Genomic DNA, 14,131 nt, shown 5'->3' with positions numbered 1-14,131 from the left:
CCTCCCTAAGGAGGGAAAACAGGGCTCCCAAACCCGTCGGCCCCCCCCCCCCCGGGGGGGGGACGCCAAACTCCCTCCCCCCCCCACCCCTCTCCTCTTCACTCACTCGAACAAGGAGTACGCATCACCATGGCCCGTTTCGACGTCAACGCCGCTCGCGCCCAGCGACTGGAGGCCCACGGCCGCGCCTGGTCCTTCGAGCTGGACGGCGAGTCCTTCACGCTTCCCACCGAGCTCTCCCGCAAGACCGCGAAGGCGCTGCGCACGCTCGACGACAACGACGTGGACGGCCTGCTCGCACTCCTGATGGGTGAGGAGCAGTTCGCCCGCTTCGAGCAGCACGAGATCACGATGCAGGACGTCGCCGCCATCCTGGAGGCCTACGGCAAGGAGACCGGGCTCGGCCTGGGGGAAGACTGAGCCTCGTCGAGTTCGTCGATGAACACGCCGAGGCCCTCGAAGCAGACCTGCTCCGCTACTACGCCACCGATCTCCTCGACTGGCACCGGGGGGAGCTCTCCAGCCGGCGCCTGATGGTGCTGATCAAGCACCTGCCCCGGGACGGAGCCGTCCAGCGCGACCTCCACGGCGAAGCGGCCGAGTGGTCGATCACCGACCACCTGCTGGCGGCGACGGTGGACCATCTGGCGGTGGCGAACTGGATGTTCGCCTGCGTCAACACGGGCGAGGACTCCGATCCGCCGGAGGCTCCGACGCCCGTTCCCCGTCCGGGCGGCTCCGACGGGGACGAGGAGGACCCGGCGGACGCGGTACGGGGCGGGGAGGGTGCACCCATGGAGGAGAGCGCCCTGCCGTCCCACCACGCCATCGCCAGGTTCTTCGGGTGATCCAGCGGCCCCCGGAGCCCCTTCCCGTCAGGGAGGAGGCTCCGGGGGCGCTTCTTCCCGTGTCCGCTCGGCGGTCATGTCCTTCTCCAGCGCCCTGGCCCGGTCGGACAGCCTCTGTCCCCTGCTCGCGCGCGCGTCCGGTTCGGCGGAGTCGCCGTCGCGCCGGTCGCCGGGCGGTCCGACGGCGTGGGCGGGGACGCCGGACAGCGGCGGGACGATCGGCCGTCCACCCTTGCCGCGCACGACCTTCCGCACCGGTTGTGCGGAGCGACGGGCCCGGCTCTCCTGGGCGGTCACGAGGACGTCGGGCTCGGGCTCGGCCTCGTACCCGCTCCGGTTCCCGGGCTCGGCCTCCGCCCCGGGCCGCGGCCCGGATTCGGGTCGCTGTTCGCTCTCGGATCGCGGTTCGGGCGTCGGGCGCTTTTCGGATTCGGCCCATCGGCCGGCATCAGCCCGACGGTCGGGGTCGGCGCGCTGTTCGAACAGTTCACGTTCCCTGCGGACGCGCTCCTCGGCCTCGACGACGGCCGCGGGCGGTTCCAGGAGCCGGGCGAACGGCAGCGCGATGACCCGGGCGCCTTCCTGGCCGGCGTCCGTACGCCGCTGGGGACGGCGGATTCCACGCGCGTCGCCCTGCCCCTGTGCGTAGGCGTCGGCGACGCGCTTCTCGTACTCCCGGCGGATGCGGGGCAATTCGTCCGACACCGCCTCCGCCCACCCGGCGGTGAACGCGGCCGTCTCCCGGCGGTCGACCTCGGCCCGGGGAATCACGACGAGTTCCTCGGGGTCGTACCCCGAGACGTGGACGAGCTCCGAGAGGTACGCGAAGAGGTGGGGCAGATCGGGGTGGGCCGCGAGCCAGTCGACGACCCTCTCCCGGCGACTAGCACCCGGCTCCGTATCCATACGTCAGTGCTGCCTTCCAGCCCCCTGGGGTCCCCGCGCGCCCCTCGCGCCCCTCGCCCCCCGACGTGGTCCGGGCCGGGGAACGCGTCTTCCAGGTTACCCGGTCGAACAGATGCGCCGTTCAGCCGCCAACGCCTACGGGATACGCGTGAGAAGACACACCGTCAGACGTTTCCCGCTCGACAAACATCGAACAGTTGTTCCACACTCTGTTCGCACAGTAGTTCGAACACGAATACGTGGTGCCCCCGCTCCTCACTCCGCGGCGCCGCCACACACGCACGGGCAAGCAACCGGAAGGCAGGCGTCCATGACCCAGCACGCCGAGGCATCGCGACCGCAGATCCCTCTCCAGGACCGCCTCCGCCAGCTCCTCGAGGGACCTGTCGCTCTCGACAAGAGAGCGCTGCTCGGCACGTTGTACGCCGAGGTCTCGCGTTACGAGACCCTCGCGTACACGGCGGGCTGGAACGACGCGCTCGCGACGGTGCGCCGCGGTCCCCGCCGGGACGACGCCTAGCCGCGCCCGGCTGCCCCCGCACGAACGAGCCCCTGCCGGACCGGCAGGGGCTTTTCGGCGCTTGGCCCTCACCGGCCGGAAGCGGAGCAATCATGGCAGAAGTAACGAACGAGGAACTCTCGATCCAGGTGGCCGGCCTCAGGCACTACCTGCGGAAGGTGGACGGAGGCTGGCTGCCGACGACCGACTGGATGAAGCAGCAGCTGGCGCCCATCAACAAGCTGGTCGAGGACCTCAAAGCGCAGCAGGACAAGGTCGCCGAAGAAGCCGCCAAGGCTCCATGGGAAGAGTGGATGGAGACGGTGGGCCTCGGCACCCTGGCCGAGATCATCAAATCGAGTCTGGAGGGCGGCGTCCTCGGTGCCGTGGGCGCCATCGCGACCGCCCTCGCGGTCATCGCCGTCCCCATCCTCCTCGCCACCCTGGGCGCGTTCATCGTCAGCAAGCTGCAGGCCTGGCACGCCGGCAGAAACGGCGGGTACACCTACGCCCCGGACCAGGAAGGCGTCCTCCGGCGCCAGAGGCTCACGGACATCCAGGCCCAGCAGAACGGCGGCGGGGGGAACCTTCTCGACCAGGTCCCGGCGGACGCGAACTTCGACAACCTGCGCGCTCAGCTCCAGCAGCTGAACCCCGAGCTGCTGAAGTTCAACAACCGGGCGCCCTCCTTCATCCAGTCCTTCCGCAAACTGCCGGCCGAGGGCAAGGCCACCAAGGCCGCCAACGCCATCCAGAAGATCGCCGATGCCGTCGCGGGCGTCGACCACGCGCAGTTGCGGCCGGTCGCCGAGGGCGTGAACAAGATCAACAACGCCATGCGGACGGCCGATCCCAGGAAGGTCACGAAGGTCGCCAAGGCGACCGAGAAGCTCAAGACCGCCATGGTCGGCTTCGACGCGACCAAGATTCCCAAGTCGAGCGACCTGGGCCCCGCGGCCACCAAGATGGGCGAGCTCGCGACGGCGACCGGAACCCTGCGCACGAAGCTGCGGGAGTTCGCGTCCACGGTCCGCGACCTCGACACCGCCCTCGGCGCACCGTCCGCCTGATCCCCCACCACCCCGAAAGGAGGTAAACCCATGGCACTCATCAAGAACCTCAAGAACGCGTCCGACTCCCTGCGCAACCTCAAGACCCAGGCCTCCGGCGCCGGCACCTCGGTCAAGAAGGTCGGCGACGCCGGAAAGTCCGCGGCGGGCCAGCTCAAGAACCTCAAGACCAACGCCCAGGGCTCCAACACCCAGCTCAAGAACCTCAAGACGGCCTCGGACCAGGCCGAGAAGTCGATGGCGAAGGCCGGCACGACCGCCGAGTCCGCCGGCAAGAAGATGGGCAAGTACGAGTCCGGCGCCGGCAAGGCCGCCAAGGGCCAGGACAAGCTCAACAAGTCGATGAAGGGCAACTTCCTCGCCCGCCTGATCGAACTCTTCATGCCTCTCATCGAGAAGATCGTCGACATGGCGATGCAGTCGAAGACGATGCAGAAGATCCTGAAGAAGGCCTTCGACGCCATCAAGACCGTGATCAGCTCGGTCATGAAGGCCATCGGCCCGATCATGAAGAAGGCCGGCGACCTGATCAAGACAGTCTGGAACGGCATCAAGAAGGCGGTCTCCACCGTCGTCAAGGCCGTGGCCACCGTCATCAAGACCTACGTCAACATCTGGAAGACGGTCATCACGACCGTCATGAAGGCCATCAAGGCGGTCGTCGGCACCGTCTGGAACGGCATCAAGGCCGTCATCACACCGGTCGTCAACTGGATCAAAAGCGCGATCCCGAACGCCTTCAGCGCAGTCAAGGACAAGATGTCCTCCATCTGGAACGGCCTCAGGGACATAGCGTCCCGGGCGTTCGAGGGCATCAAGAGCGGTGTGTCCGGCCCGATCAACGCCGTCATCGGCCTGATCAACCGGATGATCAGGGCCGTCAACGGCGTCAAGGTCAGCGTCCCCGGCTGGGTGCCGGTCGTCGGCGGCAAGACCTTCGGCGTCAGCATCCCGACCATCCCCATGCTCGCCACCGGTGGTGTCGTCATGCCCCGCAGCGGCGGTGTCCCGGCGATCCTCGCCGAGGCCGGCGAGGCCGAGGCCGTCCTGCCGCTGTCCAAGCTGGACCGGCTGCTGGCGCTCACCGCCCGGCGCGCCCGCATGTCGGCCCAGCTGGCGGGCCAGGGCGGCGGCGCTGCCGGGCTGCACATCGAGCACTACCACGCGGCCCGTAACAGCGACCCGCAGTCCACGGCGGACGCGCTGATGTACCTGGCTAAGGCACGCGGATGAGTGCCGCCGCCGTCCGCATGCCGGCGTTCGGGCGCGTGACGCCGGCGATGGCGTCCCTGCGGCAGGGCGCCGAGACGGCCAACGGCGCGCTCAGGCGGCTCAAGCAGGACGTCCAGGCGGCGGCCGGCGGCACCGCCAGGCTCGCCACCGAGCTGCGGACCACCGGCACCTCCGTACGCACCCTCGGGAGTACCGCGTCCGGCGCGGCGACCTCCGTCGGCCGGATCCAGCGGTCGAAGGCGGCCGCCGGCATCCAGAAGCTCGGCGTCGCGGCCGGCAAGGTCCGTACCGTCGCCGGGAAGCTCGGCCCCGCCGTCGGCGGCATCCTCTCCCTCCTCGTCCCGTTGCTGCCCGTCACCGACACCATCACCCGCCTGATGGACACGTACGGCACGGTCATGACCATCGCCTCGGTCGCCATGACCGGCGTCAACCTCGCCATGCGGGCCAACCCGATCGGCTTCCTCGTCGGCATCCTCGTACCCGTCGCCGCCTGGCTCATCGAGTACGCGATGCAGACCGAGACCGGCCAGAAGGTCATGAGGCAGGTGTTCCAGGCCGCCCTGAAGGGCTTCCAGTCGGTCTGGACGTTCCTGCAGCCGGTCATCAAGCTCATCGGCCAGGCCGTCGGGACCTACTTCAAGGGCTACCTCGCCCTGATCACGGGCGTGCTGAAGGTCATCGGCTCCGGAATCAGCGGCGTGTCCAGGGTCCGTACCGCCGTCAGCTCCGCCTCGAACGCCCTGCGCGGCATCGCCTCGCGGACGATCGGCGGGATCAAGAACGCCGTCAAGCCGGTCCTGTCCTTCATCACCGACAAGATCCCGGGCTTCTTCCGGCACGCGAAGGACGCCGTCGCCAAAGCCCTGCGCGGCATGGGCGAGCTGGTCAAGGGCGCGCTGAGCGCCGTGCTCGGCGTCGTCAAGGGCCCGATCAACGGCCTCATCGCCTTCGCCAACTGGATCATCGACGGGCTCAACAAGCTCAGCTTCAGCCTCCTCGGCAAGAAGTTCGGCGTCGACATCGACAAGATCCCGATGCTCGCCGAGGGCGGTGTCGTCTTCCCCGGCGCGGACAGCGCGCCGCGCATCGACCCCCTCACCGTGCTGGAACAGCGGCGCGTCCCGGCCCTCACCGAGGCGCCCCGACAGCCCCACCGCATCGCGGAGTTCCACGAGGAGCCCGGCGCCGGCCCGCGGTCGACCGCCGAGGACCTGCTCTTCCTCGCGGCCGCCCACCGCTGAGCCCGCTCACCGCCACGCCCCCGCGCACCGCCGAGCCCGCCCACCGCTGAGCCCCGCCCACCCGACAGCCCCTCAGAAGTGAGGTGACGGCCCCATGGCCGAGACCACAACCACATACGCCGGAAGCAGCCTCACCGCCGACCTCGCGCCCGGCTCACTGATCACCCAGGACGGGCAGATCCAGTGGGCCGGGCTCCTCATCGGCCCCGGCACGCCGTTCAACGTCGACCGCTCCGGCCTCCAGGGCTGGGAGGACCTGCCCGAGTACGACTCCTCCGACGCCGACCGCCCCACCTCGCACGGCGCCTGGCCCGGCTCCCGGTACGCCAAGCCCCGCAAGATCAGCGGCACGGTCGTGCTGATGCCGGAGTACGACGGTGCGAACGAGGCCGTTCGCGCCCTGCGCCAGTCGCTCGCCCTGCTCGACGAGGAGCGCTGGCTCACCGTCCGGCTGCACGGCGAACTCCTCGCCGTACGCGCCCGGATCGCCCAGCGCGTGGTCCCCGCGGACCAGGGCTTCGCCACCCAGGGCAGCTCGAAGATGTCGATCCAGTGGCTCGCCTCCGATCCCCGGCGCTACGCCGTCAACGAGCAGGCCGCCTCCACCACCCCGCCGCAGCCCGAGTCCGGCCTGACCTGGCCGCTGACCTGGCCGCTCAACTGGGGCCAGGCCAAGTCCACCGGTGACGCCGTCGCCGAGAACACCGGCTCCGCCGCCACGCACCCGGTGATCGTCTTCCGCGGCCCCTGCTCCATGCCGACCGTCACCGAGCGGGGCAGCAAGCGCCGACTGCGGTACGCGATCGACCTGGCCGCCGGCGACGAGCTCGTCGTCGACACCGCCAACGGCACGGTGATGCTCAACAACACGGCCTCCCGACGCCACACCGCGATGGCCGACTCCAGCCCGGAGGAGCTTTTCCTGCTCGAACCGGGCCGTACGGAGCTGTCGTTCCGGCCCGACGCGGCGACCCCCGAGGCCCTGATGACGGTCCGCTGGCGCAGCGCCGAGTGGTGACGTCAAGCCCCTTTCCGCCCCGCACAGAAGAGGTGCACCCATGACCGTACGGGCCGCCTGGCTCCCCTCCACCGGCCAGACCCGCGAGGACACCCGTCTCACCCTGTCCGCGCTCCTCACCCCCAACGGGCAGAGCGCCGCGGAGACTCCGCTGCGCTCGCGGCCCGGCATCGTGCCGGGCGGTCTGGTGCTGACCGGCACGTCCGCGATGCAGTGCTCGATCGGCACCGGCCGGGCCGTGATCCAGGGCAATGACACCGCCCAGGGCGCGTACATGATCGCGGTGACCACGCCCGAGACGCTGACCGTCGCGGACGGCGATCCGCAGTACGGACGGATCGACCTGATCGAACTGGCCGTGCTCGACGACGCGTTCGACCGCAGCGGCGCCACCGAGGCCGTCATCCGGCTCGTGAAGGGCACCCCGGCGGCCTCCCCGGTCGTCCCCGCGTCGGGCCCCGGGAGTGCCTTCCCGCTCTACACGGTCTCGGTGCCGGCCGGCACCTCGGCCGGCACCGGCGGCGTCCGGTGGACCACCGCGGGCGTCATCACGACCCTGCACTACCCGATGACCGCGCTCGGCGGCATCATGCCGACCAGCGGCTTCAAGGGCGCCTACGTCGGCCAGTACCGGGACGCCGCGGGCATGCTCCAGCGCTGGGACGGCACCACCTGGGTGTCGTACCCGAAGCCGATCGGCGGCATCGCCCCGCACGGCACGATGACGACCGGCGCCTACACCGGCCAGTACCGCGACAACGCCGGCGTCCTCCAGCGCTGGGACGGCGCGGCCTGGCAGTACGCCGAGGGCAAGGCCGCCGTCCTGTTCAGCGTCTCGCAGACGTCGATGTACAACGTGCCCGCCGGCACGTGGTCCCCGATCCCCCTCCAGGGCGTCGACATCGACGACTTCACCGGCTGGAACGGATCCGACAGCTTCGTCGTCCCGCGCACCGGCTGGTGGCGGGTCTCCGGGCACGTCGCCTGGAGCGGCGACTCCACCACCGGCGTGCGCGGCGCCCGCATCCACCTCGGGGGCGTCGGCGTCCCCCGGATGACCTGGCTGACCCAGGCCTCCACCGGCGCCGTCACCGTCGGCGGCCAGGGCCTGATCAAGCTCACCGCGGGCAACGTCCTGCAGCTCGCCGGCTACCACAACCACACGGCCGCCCTCCGCACCCTCGGCGGCTCGGGCTACTACAGCAACCTGTCCGCCCAGTGGATCAGGTCCTGACGCCCCCGTCCCCACCGCACCTTCCCGATTGGAGAACCCCGTGAACCTGCGCAGCAGCTGGGTCGCCGAGACCGGCCAGACCCGCGAGGACACCCGCCTCAACCAGGTCGGCGCGACGACCATGGTCAACCCCGTCCAGGTCCGCTCCGGCATCCTGCCGGGCTCCTACAGCGGCCAGTTCCGGCTGTCCGGCTTCTGGATGGACAAGGCCTCCGCCATGACGGCGACCGTCTCCGAGGGCCGGGCCGTCATCCAGGGCGACATCTCCCAGGGCGTCTACCCGGTGGCCCTGCCGGCCTCCGAGCAGGTCACCTTCGCCCCGGGCGACGCCCAGTACGGCCGCATCGACCTGGTCGTCCTGAAGGTCTACGACAGCCTCTACGACGGCAGCACCCGCAACGAGGCGAAGATCGAGATCATCCAGGGCGTGCCGGGCCAGGCCCCCAAGGCGCCCCAGGCCCCGCCGCGCAGCCTCGCGCTGTACGAGGTGACGGTTCCGGCCGGCGCCAGCGCGGGCAACGGCGGCATCCCGTGGAACACCTCCCTGAAGGACCTGCGCACCCCGGTCGTCGCCCTCGGCGGCATCCTCCCGGTCGAGGGCCCGGTCCTGCCGGGCGCCCACCCGGGGCAGTACCAGGACACCGCCAACAACCAGCTCCAGCGCTGGGACGGCGGCCAGTGGGTCGCCTACCCGGAGGCGATCGGCGGCATCGTCCCGACCTCCGTCAACACCACGACCTCGGGCAGCTACACGGGGCAGTACCGGGCCACCGCGGCCGGTTCGCTCCAGCGCTGGACCGGGGCGGCGTGGACGCCGGCGTACCCGGGTCCGTACTTCAGCGACTCGCTGGACGGCGGCTACACCCTCTCGACGACCTTTGTGAACACCTTGATCGACCGGGCGGAGAACCCGCTGACGCTGACCTTCGTCGCGCCGGAGAGCCGCCAGGCGATCCTCTCCTTCGGTTCGAAGATGGAGCTCTCCCTGAACTCGGGCACCACGGGCGTCGCCAGCTCCGCGTTGATGTGCGTCCGCATCACGCAGGGCGCCACCGTCTTCCGCGAGGTGGACGACGAACTCTCCGCCTTCGCCTCCAAGTCGGCCAGCCCCACGGACGCCGTCTCCGTCTCGACGACGCAGCGCCTGTCCGGCCTGACGCCCGGCGCGACCTACACGATCACCGCGTACTACCGGAGCACCAACGCCAACGTGCGGGCCTGGTTCGACAACTCCTTCCTCCAGGTCACCCCCCAGTACTGAGTTCGCAAGGCCGCCACTCGACCGCCCTCACCTCCAGGAGACCCCATGCCCGTTCGCTCCGGATGGCTGATGCCCACCGGGCAGACCCGCCAGAACACCCGCATCACCAACATCGGCGCCACCACCCCCGTCAACCCGCTCGGCGTCCGGTCCGGCATCCTGCCCGGCACGTACGACGGCAAGTTCCGGGTCGGCGGCCTGTGGATGAGCTCCTCCGGTCCGATGACGGCCACCGTCTACCAGGGCAAGGCCATCGTCCAGGGCGGCACCACCGACGGCGCCTACCCGGTCGCCCTCGACGAGGACATCACCATCACCTTCGCCGACGGCGATCCGCTCAACGACCGCATCGACCTCGTCGTCATCCGCGTCTACGACAACGACGTGGACGCCCTCGGCAAGTACGAGGCCGCCATCGAGATCGTCAAGGGCACCCCGGCGGCCGTGCCCACCGCCCCGGCCGCCCCCGCCCGCTCCCTCGTCCTCTTCACGGTGAAGGTGAAGAAGGGCGCCTCCGCCGGCACCGGCGGCATCGACTGGGCGGGCGGCGCCGCCACCGACCTGCGCACCACGACCGTCGCCTCCGGCGGCATCCTGCCGGTCTACAACAACGCCGGTGTGCCCGGCGCCTACCCGGGCCAGTACCAGGACAACGACAACGCCCACTTCCTCCAGCGCTGGGACGGCACCGCCTGGGTCGCCTACCCCAAGGAGATCGGCGGCATCGCGCCCAGCGGCGCGGTCACGACCGGCAGCTACTCCGGTCAGTACCGCGACTACGGCGGCCAGCTCCAGCGCTGGAACGGCAGTGCCTGGGTGGTCTACCAGCCGCCCGTCGAGACCGAGACCACCGTCACCGGTGCCACCGCCCTGCCGAACTGGTCGGTCCTCTCGTTCGCCGGCCGCAGGACCAAGAGCGGGCTGTGCACCATCACCGTCACCGTCACCCGCACCGGCGCCCAGGTCAACGTCGACAGCGCCGGCAACATCCCCGACGAGCCGCTGTGCACCCTCCCGGCCGGCTGGCGCCCGTCCATGGACTTCGAGGCCTCGGCCTGCGACGGCTTCGGCGACGGCGGGGCCAACATCTACACCAACGGCCAGATCAACCTGCGGACCTGGTCCTCCAACGGCGCCCTCGTCCCCGGGCGGAACATCCGCGTCTCCGCCACCTACGTCCTGTAAGGGGGTGGCCCACGATGGCCATCGACACGCCCTACCGGGCGATCTTCTGCGACCTGCTCACCGACCAGACGCTGGACATCCTCCCCCTGCGGGACGTCTCGTTCGACGACTACATCGGCAAGGCGGGCTCGCTCTCCGGCACCATCCCCATCCCCGACAAGGCGATCGCCGAGCGCGTGAAGAAGGTGCGGGAGGGCCGCACCGCGGTCTACCTGGAGCGCGGCGGCGACCTGTGGTGGGGCGGCATCGTCTGGACCAGCACCCTGCAGTCCAGCGGCCGCGGGGTACTGACCCTCGGTGTCCAGGCCGCCACGTTCGACTCGTACGCCGGGCGCCGCCGCATCCGTACCGACATCACGTACGACACGCCCACCGACCAGCTGGAGATCGCCCGCCGGCTGTGGCGCGAGCTCGACGTCCAGACCTACCCCGACGCGCCCCCGGGCGAGGAGCCCCGCCGCCTGGGGATCACGTTCGGCGACGAGATCCCCAAGTTCCAGAAGACGGCCTCGTGGCGCAAGGGCGACGAGACCGTCTACCTGGAGGCGCTCGACCAGCTCGCCGCCACGGAGAACGGCTTCGAGCACCAGATCATGGTCTACCGCGACCCGGTCACCGGGCAGCGGATCCGCCGGCTCCGCATCGGCGAACCCAAGATCGTCACCGGCGCCACCGACCTCGTCTTCGACCGGCCCGGCGTCATCCTGTCGTACTCCTTCCCGTACGACGCGACCCGCGGCGGCACCACCGCCCTGGCCCGCGGCGCGTCCACCAACGCCAACGCCGCCGCCGAGTCCCGGCCGATCTACTCCACCGAGCAGTACGCCAGCGACCTGCTCGTGGACGGCTGGCCGCTGATCGACCTGTCCTCGGACCACAACGAGATCACCGACCCGCTCGCGCTGGACTCGGTGGCCGCCACGGAGCTCGCGCAGGCGCGCGGCGCCGTGGTGATCCCCTCGATCAGCATCCACCTCGGCGGGATCGTCCCGCCCGCGCTCCTCGGCCGCGTCGCCCGCATCCGGATCACCGACGAGTGGTACTCCCAGGGCCTCGACGCCCGCTACCGCATCATCGGCACCAAGATCACCCCGCCGGAGCGCGGCCGGCCCGACACCGCCGAGCTCTACCTCGAGGAGGCCTGATGCCCCAGCTGCCCGAGGACATCATCGACCGGCTCAACCAGATGGAACGCCGGCTCAAGGCCCTGTCCACGGCCGTCAACACCCGCCCCGCCGTCAACGAGTTCCGGCCCACGAAGTCCGACAGCGTCACCATCACCCGGCCGCTGTTCCGGATCTTCGACGGCTACAACCACGAGATCTTCGCGGACGACATCATGACCGGTGGTCTCGCCCGGCCCTGGCTGCAGCTCATGCCGCCGCTGGCCAGCGACCCCGCCAAGTGGCCGTCCACCACGGCCCCCGCCTTCACGACCATCGCCCGCTGCTCCAACCCCGTCTGGCAGCCCAAGATGCGGCTGGCGATCAGCACGGCGGCGTCGAGCGGCGGCACCGGCCAGGTCCGGGTCCTCGTCGACGGCGTCCCGTTCGGCCCCACCGTCACCGCGGGCACCACCTACGACTACCTCGGCCTGCTTCCCGGCGACATGAAGACCCGCTTCGGTCAGACGATGAACATCGAGATCCAGGCCCTGGCCTCGGCCGGCACGGTCTACGCCCAGCCCGTCCTCATCCACGGCGCCCAGACCTGACCCGTCCCGCCGACGAACACAAGGACCCCGAGGAGCACCCCATGAACACCGACCCCACCCAGCCCTGGGGCGTGGCCATCGACTACGCGGGCCGCGCCACCGTCACCGAGAACGGTCACACCCTCCACGTACGCGTCCACGACAACAGCATGGGCTACACCCTGCAGCGCGACCCGGTCACCGGGCAGTACCCGTCGGTGTACGTCACCGCCGAGGTCACCGAGAAGGGCACGGGCGACGCCTTCCTGCGCGGCTCCGGCCTGGTCATCGTGGACGCGCGGGACGGCGTCCCGGTCGTCCCCGACCCGACCGCGGCCCAGCGGGCCGTGACGGCCGCCCTCGCCGACTTCGAGGCCCGCCGGTCCGCCTGCGCCGAACTGTGCGCCGCCTGGGCCCCGCCGGCCCCGGAACCCGCCCCGTAACCCGTACGGAACACCGCAACCGCAGGCCCGCCCGGCTCCTCCGGCGCGGGTCTTTCTCATGTCCGGAGGACACCAGATGGCCACTCCCCTCACCGCGGACCGGCTCGTCGCCGCGCTCCGCGCCGAAGGCGTCACCGTCGTCGAGCACCCCGGCTGGCGCACCCACAACCGCAACCACGCCGGCGCCTGGGGCCCGGTCACCGGTGTGATCATCCACCACACCGTCTCCACCGGCACCGCCAACTCCGTCGAGATGTGCTTCGACGGATACGAAGGGCTGCCGGGCCCGCTCTGCCACGGCGTCATCGCCAAGGACGGCACCGTCCACCTCGTCGGCAACGGGCGCGCCAACCACGCCGGCGGCGGGGACCCGGCCGTCCTCAAGGCCGTCGTCTCCGAGACGTACGGAGACCGGCCGCCCGTCCCCCGCGAGCACCAGGGCAGCCCCGGCGCCGTCGACGGCAACTCCCGCTTCTACGGCTTCGAGTGCGTCAACCTCGGCAACGGCACCGACCCCTGGCCCGCCGCCCAGCTCGACGCGATCGAACGGGTCTCCGCCGCCCTGTGCCGGGCCCACGACTGGGGCGCCAAGTCCGTCATCGGCCACCTGGAGTGGTCGGACTGGAAGAACGACCCCAAGGGCTTCGGCATGCCGACCCTGCGCGACCGGGTCCAGGCCCGGCTGAACAAGGCCCCCGCCAGGCCCGCCCCCGACGCCGGCAAGCCGGCCACCCCCCGCCTCCAGCCGTTCCCGGGCACCTCGTTCTTCCGCAAGGAGACGAGCTCCCCGGTCATCACCGCCATGGGCCGCCGCCTCGTCGCCGAGGGCTGCTCCGCGTACACCGTCGGCCCGAGCCCCCGCTGGGGCGAGGCCGACCGGCTCAGCTACGCGAAGTGGCAGCACAAGCTCGGCTTCCGCGGCTCCGACGCCGACGGCATCCCGGGCGCCGCCTCATGGAACGCGCTGAAGGTCCCGTACACGAAGTAACGCAAGGAGCACAGTGATGTCCGATGCCGCCAAGCGCACGGCCCGTACCGTCCTCCAGTCCGCCGTCGGCATCGCCGTCGTGCTCCCCGCCATCGTCGACGCCTCCGGCGTCCCCGCGACCCTTCCCTGGGTCGCCGGGGCGCTGGCCGTCGCGGGCGGGCTGGCCCGGGTGATGGCCCTCGACCTGGTGCAGAACCTGCTGCCGTCCTGGCTGCGGTCCACCCCGGGCGGTGCCGATGACCGAGTCTGACCCGAACGATCCCGTGGCCGTCGCCCTCGAACTGGAACGGCTCCGCGGGACCCTGGAGGCCGGCTTCGCCCGGGCCGACGGCTCGCTCGCGCTGCTCGTGCAGCGCAGCGACCAGACCGACCGGCAGCTCGCCGACCACGAGGCCCGCCTCGACGACCTGGAACGGGCCCGCTGGCCGGTGGCCAGCATCGTCGCGCTGACCGCGAGCGCCGGTGTGCTCGTCGCGCTCTGGGAACTGGCCGCGCGCTGAGACGCCGAA

Annotated in this window: 17 protein-coding genes; 16 read left to right on the top strand and 1 reads right to left on the bottom strand. The window is 70.9% G+C overall.

Annotated elements, in window-relative coordinates; genetic code table 11:
* Nucleotides 1–129 precede the first annotated feature (129 nt).
* Nucleotides 130–420: a hypothetical protein gene (locus ACZ51I_RS23670; RefSeq protein WP_468879174.1), complete on the top strand. Its 291-nt coding sequence runs from the start codon at nucleotides 130–132 to the stop codon at nucleotides 418–420.
* 113 nt (nucleotides 421–533) lie between these two features.
* On the top strand, nucleotides 534–848 hold the full coding sequence (locus ACZ51I_RS23665; protein WP_468879172.1) for a hypothetical protein: 315 nt from the start codon (nucleotides 534–536) through the stop codon (nucleotides 846–848).
* A 27-nt stretch (nucleotides 849–875) separates the two neighbouring features.
* Here the strand turns inward: ACZ51I_RS23665 and ACZ51I_RS23660 are convergent, their stop codons facing one another.
* Nucleotides 876–1,754, bottom strand: a complete 879-nt coding sequence (locus ACZ51I_RS23660) for a hypothetical protein (RefSeq protein ID WP_468879169.1) — start codon at nucleotides 1,752–1,754, stop codon at nucleotides 876–878.
* A gap of 310 nt (nucleotides 1,755–2,064) precedes the next feature.
* Between ACZ51I_RS23660 and ACZ51I_RS23655 the strand changes: the two genes are divergently transcribed.
* From ACZ51I_RS23655 to ACZ51I_RS23590, 14 genes are all read left to right on the top strand, one after another.
* Nucleotides 2,065–2,274, top strand: a complete 210-nt coding sequence (locus ACZ51I_RS23655; RefSeq protein ID WP_468879166.1) for a hypothetical protein — start codon at nucleotides 2,065–2,067, stop codon at nucleotides 2,272–2,274.
* Nucleotides 2,275–2,366: 92 nt separating this feature from the next.
* Nucleotides 2,367–3,323 (top strand): hypothetical protein, encoded by a 957-nt coding sequence (locus ACZ51I_RS23650; protein ID WP_468879165.1) that lies wholly within the window; start codon nucleotides 2,367–2,369, stop codon nucleotides 3,321–3,323.
* A 30-nt stretch (nucleotides 3,324–3,353) separates the two neighbouring features.
* Nucleotides 3,354–4,556, top strand: coding sequence for a phage tail protein (locus tag ACZ51I_RS23645; RefSeq protein WP_468879163.1), 1,203 nt, complete (start codon nucleotides 3,354–3,356; stop codon nucleotides 4,554–4,556).
* Nucleotides 4,553–5,800 (top strand): tape-measure protein, encoded by a 1,248-nt coding sequence (locus ACZ51I_RS23640; protein ID WP_468879161.1) that lies wholly within the window; start codon nucleotides 4,553–4,555, stop codon nucleotides 5,798–5,800. Before ACZ51I_RS23645 ends, ACZ51I_RS23640 begins: the two co-directional genes overlap by 4 nt.
* 94 nt (nucleotides 5,801–5,894) lie before the next feature.
* Complete coding sequence (locus ACZ51I_RS23635; protein WP_468879158.1) at nucleotides 5,895–6,818, top strand: phage distal tail protein; 924 nt, start codon at nucleotides 5,895–5,897, stop codon at nucleotides 6,816–6,818.
* 40 nt (nucleotides 6,819–6,858) lie between these two features.
* Nucleotides 6,859–8,052, top strand: coding sequence for a hypothetical protein (locus tag ACZ51I_RS23630; protein ID WP_468879156.1), 1,194 nt, complete (start codon nucleotides 6,859–6,861; stop codon nucleotides 8,050–8,052).
* Nucleotides 8,053–8,092: 40 nt separating this feature from the next.
* On the top strand, nucleotides 8,093–9,313 hold the full coding sequence (locus ACZ51I_RS23625) for a hypothetical protein (RefSeq protein WP_468879153.1): 1,221 nt from the start codon (nucleotides 8,093–8,095) through the stop codon (nucleotides 9,311–9,313).
* Nucleotides 9,314–9,358: 45 nt separating this feature from the next.
* On the top strand, nucleotides 9,359–10,498 hold the full coding sequence (locus ACZ51I_RS23620) for a hypothetical protein (RefSeq protein ID WP_468879151.1): 1,140 nt from the start codon (nucleotides 9,359–9,361) through the stop codon (nucleotides 10,496–10,498).
* A gap of 14 nt (nucleotides 10,499–10,512) precedes the next feature.
* A complete protein-coding gene (locus ACZ51I_RS23615) occupies nucleotides 10,513–11,643 on the top strand; it encodes a hypothetical protein (RefSeq protein ID WP_468879148.1) in 1,131 nt (376 codons plus the stop codon).
* Nucleotides 11,643–12,212: a hypothetical protein gene (locus tag ACZ51I_RS23610; RefSeq protein WP_468879145.1), complete on the top strand. Its 570-nt coding sequence runs from the start codon at nucleotides 11,643–11,645 to the stop codon at nucleotides 12,210–12,212. The genes ACZ51I_RS23615 and ACZ51I_RS23610 overlap by 1 nt, the downstream gene beginning before the upstream one ends.
* A 41-nt stretch (nucleotides 12,213–12,253) precedes the next feature.
* Nucleotides 12,254–12,634, top strand: a complete 381-nt coding sequence (locus tag ACZ51I_RS23605) for an ATP-binding protein (protein ID WP_468879143.1) — start codon at nucleotides 12,254–12,256, stop codon at nucleotides 12,632–12,634.
* Nucleotides 12,635–12,710: 76 nt separating this feature from the next.
* Nucleotides 12,711–13,622: a peptidoglycan-binding protein gene (locus ACZ51I_RS23600; protein WP_468879140.1), complete on the top strand. Its 912-nt coding sequence runs from the start codon at nucleotides 12,711–12,713 to the stop codon at nucleotides 13,620–13,622.
* A 16-nt stretch (nucleotides 13,623–13,638) separates the two neighbouring features.
* Nucleotides 13,639–13,872, top strand: a complete 234-nt coding sequence (locus tag ACZ51I_RS23595; RefSeq protein ID WP_365222408.1) for a hypothetical protein — start codon at nucleotides 13,639–13,641, stop codon at nucleotides 13,870–13,872.
* Nucleotides 13,859–14,122, top strand: coding sequence for a hypothetical protein (locus ACZ51I_RS23590; protein ID WP_468879138.1), 264 nt, complete (start codon nucleotides 13,859–13,861; stop codon nucleotides 14,120–14,122). The genes ACZ51I_RS23595 and ACZ51I_RS23590 overlap by 14 nt, the downstream gene beginning before the upstream one ends.
* Nucleotides 14,123–14,131 lie beyond the last annotated feature (9 nt).

The sequence above is a fragment of the Streptomyces sp. NPDC034084 genome, from assembly GCF_055575535.1.
This window is presented reverse-complemented; position numbering and strand designations above follow the sequence as displayed.

Coding starts and splice junctions, on each gene's coding strand:
- ACZ51I_RS23670 (WP_468879174.1), top strand. CDS start 130: ATGGCCCGTTTCGACGTCAACGCCGCTCGCGCCCAGCGACTGGAGGCC.
- ACZ51I_RS23665 (WP_468879172.1), top strand. CDS start 534: ATGGTGCTGATCAAGCACCTGCCCCGGGACGGAGCCGTCCAGCGCGAC.
- ACZ51I_RS23660 (WP_468879169.1), bottom strand. CDS start 1,754: ATGGATACGGAGCCGGGTGCTAGTCGCCGGGAGAGGGTCGTCGACTGG.
- ACZ51I_RS23655 (WP_468879166.1), top strand. CDS start 2,065: ATGACCCAGCACGCCGAGGCATCGCGACCGCAGATCCCTCTCCAGGAC.
- ACZ51I_RS23650 (WP_468879165.1), top strand. CDS start 2,367: ATGGCAGAAGTAACGAACGAGGAACTCTCGATCCAGGTGGCCGGCCTC.
- ACZ51I_RS23645 (WP_468879163.1), top strand. CDS start 3,354: ATGGCACTCATCAAGAACCTCAAGAACGCGTCCGACTCCCTGCGCAAC.
- ACZ51I_RS23640 (WP_468879161.1), top strand. CDS start 4,553: ATGAGTGCCGCCGCCGTCCGCATGCCGGCGTTCGGGCGCGTGACGCCG.
- ACZ51I_RS23635 (WP_468879158.1), top strand. CDS start 5,895: ATGGCCGAGACCACAACCACATACGCCGGAAGCAGCCTCACCGCCGAC.
- ACZ51I_RS23630 (WP_468879156.1), top strand. CDS start 6,859: ATGACCGTACGGGCCGCCTGGCTCCCCTCCACCGGCCAGACCCGCGAG.
- ACZ51I_RS23620 (WP_468879151.1), top strand. CDS start 9,359: ATGCCCGTTCGCTCCGGATGGCTGATGCCCACCGGGCAGACCCGCCAG.
- ACZ51I_RS23615 (WP_468879148.1), top strand. CDS start 10,513: ATGGCCATCGACACGCCCTACCGGGCGATCTTCTGCGACCTGCTCACC.
- ACZ51I_RS23610 (WP_468879145.1), top strand. CDS start 11,643: ATGCCCCAGCTGCCCGAGGACATCATCGACCGGCTCAACCAGATGGAA.
- ACZ51I_RS23605 (WP_468879143.1), top strand. CDS start 12,254: ATGAACACCGACCCCACCCAGCCCTGGGGCGTGGCCATCGACTACGCG.
- ACZ51I_RS23600 (WP_468879140.1), top strand. CDS start 12,711: ATGGCCACTCCCCTCACCGCGGACCGGCTCGTCGCCGCGCTCCGCGCC.
- ACZ51I_RS23595 (WP_365222408.1), top strand. CDS start 13,639: ATGTCCGATGCCGCCAAGCGCACGGCCCGTACCGTCCTCCAGTCCGCC.
- ACZ51I_RS23590 (WP_468879138.1), top strand. CDS start 13,859: ATGACCGAGTCTGACCCGAACGATCCCGTGGCCGTCGCCCTCGAACTG.